We start from the raw sequence: 1756 nt of genomic DNA on the forward strand, positions 1-1756 counted from the left end.
CGACGAATAATTTGGTTTCTAAAGTTACTTTTTGGTACTTTTTTTTCTGCCAGTGTTGTTTTTGGTTTTTCATAAGTGACTATCATTATTTGATGAATTTTTAGTCAACCTATTTCAGGAAAGTACACCTGAGCAATAAAACATAACGTTGTTGTATAAAGTTTGTTGCGTTGGTTAAACGTAAAGTTAATAAATTTTACTGAATTAAAAGTGTGCGAGAATTTTCCAAAATAAGCAAATAAAAGCAATAAAATTTATACGGTGTTGGCATTAGTAATTTATTCAGGCTAAAAATTTTTCGTTTATCAATTCATTTATTTTTATCATAGCAAATTTGTTCTCGCCTTTGAGTTTTATATTTATTCCGCTTTTATGTAAAACTCTATATTTTGTTCCTTTAAGGGTTAATTCATTATTTTTTCCAATAGAGGATTCAGTCAAAGTAATCGTTCCAGAAATTTTATTTTCAGAATTTTTATTTTTATTCCCAACTATAAAGTGGGAATAAGTATTCGGAATTGTTGCTTTTTCAATTCGAATATAGTTTTCATAAATAGTCATATTCCCCAACCAAAAGTCAATTCCTAAAGATTCTTTGTCAATTATTTGAAGTTCATTTTGTTTAAATAATATTTTCTCATTTAGGAGTAATTTCTTCAATTTAGAGTTATTTTTCAACGTGTAAATTATTCCGATAACGAAAATTATAACTATTAATGAGAAGAAAAAAGTCGATATTATATTATTCATTAATTACTCAATTTATTTCTCGTTTTTTATTAATGCCAACGTGTTTGTACAAGGTTAGTTGCGTGGTTTAGCTATAAAGTTAGTAAATAATTACTGACAAAGAAAATCCGTGAGGATTTTCGTAAGTAAGCAAAAAGCAAGCAATTAATTTTGTACGGTGTTGGCATTAGTATTTATTCGTTCTTTTATTCCTTCTATTGCATTTTCAATAAAATATTTATAATCTCTTCCTTTCGCAATTTTTAATTTTTCTTCAAGTATATAAATTGATTTTTCTGTTCCTAAAGTTCTCAAAGTAGAAGCAATCATTTCCTGCAAATGTTTGTTTTTCTCATTTTGAAAAGAATTTAATAATATTAATTCAATTTCAGGGTTTTCAGAATTTTTAAGAGCAATTGCAGCACTTGTTTTCATTCCTATTTTTCCATTTTTCAAAATTTCTATTATTGGATTCAAATTGTATTCAATTGGTTTTTCAGCGTTTCTTATTGACGCAAAAATTGTTTCTTGAATTTCTTCAGGTTCAGATTTTAGATAATTAATTAAATACTCAAAAAGTTCTTTATTTCTTGTGTTTTTTGATAAATGTCCTAAGCAGAAAAAAGATTTTCTTCTTATTTCGTTATTTTTATTTTTGTTTTCAATTATTTTTTTGAGAGTTTGAACTTGTTCTAAATCAGTTATTTTTTCAGCTTCTCTTGTAGCAAACCAAGAAATCCATTTTCCACTTTCAATTGATTTTTTGTCAAAGTATTTTTTCCAAATGTTATATGGAAAATAATAACTATTATTTGTCATTTCAGACAACAAGTTTTCAACTGGCATTTTTGAAAGCTTTTCTTTTAATTTCTTCTCACAAATTTTTTCGATTACGTTCATTGTATTATACTGATATAGGTTGACCTTTTTTTAGGTTTAATTAATACGTTCAAACGATTTTTTTAAGCCGTTTAGAAGGCAAAAAATAGCTTGAACTGCTTATTGTTTAAATTTTGAGTTCAGTCAA

The 1756-nt window shown here is 25.9% G+C and carries 2 protein-coding genes; both read right to left on the bottom strand.

Annotation, left to right across the window (positions count from 1 at the left end; all coding sequences use genetic code 11):
• Positions 1–282 precede the first annotated feature (282 nt).
• The gene (locus FP421_RS02110; RefSeq protein WP_159947154.1) at positions 283–750 is read right to left on the bottom strand and encodes a hypothetical protein; all 468 of its coding nucleotides are present in this window, start codon (positions 748–750) and stop codon (positions 283–285) included.
• Positions 751–894: 144 nt separating this feature from the next.
• Positions 895–1629, bottom strand: a complete 735-nt coding sequence (locus tag FP421_RS02115) for a HEAT repeat domain-containing protein (protein ID WP_159947156.1) — start codon at positions 1627–1629, stop codon at positions 895–897.
• Positions 1630–1756 lie beyond the last annotated feature (127 nt).

Origin of the sequence: Polaribacter septentrionalilitoris (assembly GCF_009832745.1) — a bacterium.
Taxonomy (GTDB): Bacteria; Bacteroidota; Bacteroidia; order Flavobacteriales; family Flavobacteriaceae; genus Polaribacter; species Polaribacter septentrionalilitoris.

Coding starts and splice junctions, on each gene's coding strand:
- FP421_RS02110 (WP_159947154.1), bottom strand. CDS start 750: ATGAATAATATAATATCGACTTTTTTCTTCTCATTAATAGTTATAATT.
- FP421_RS02115 (WP_159947156.1), bottom strand. CDS start 1,629: ATGAACGTAATCGAAAAAATTTGTGAGAAGAAATTAAAAGAAAAGCTT.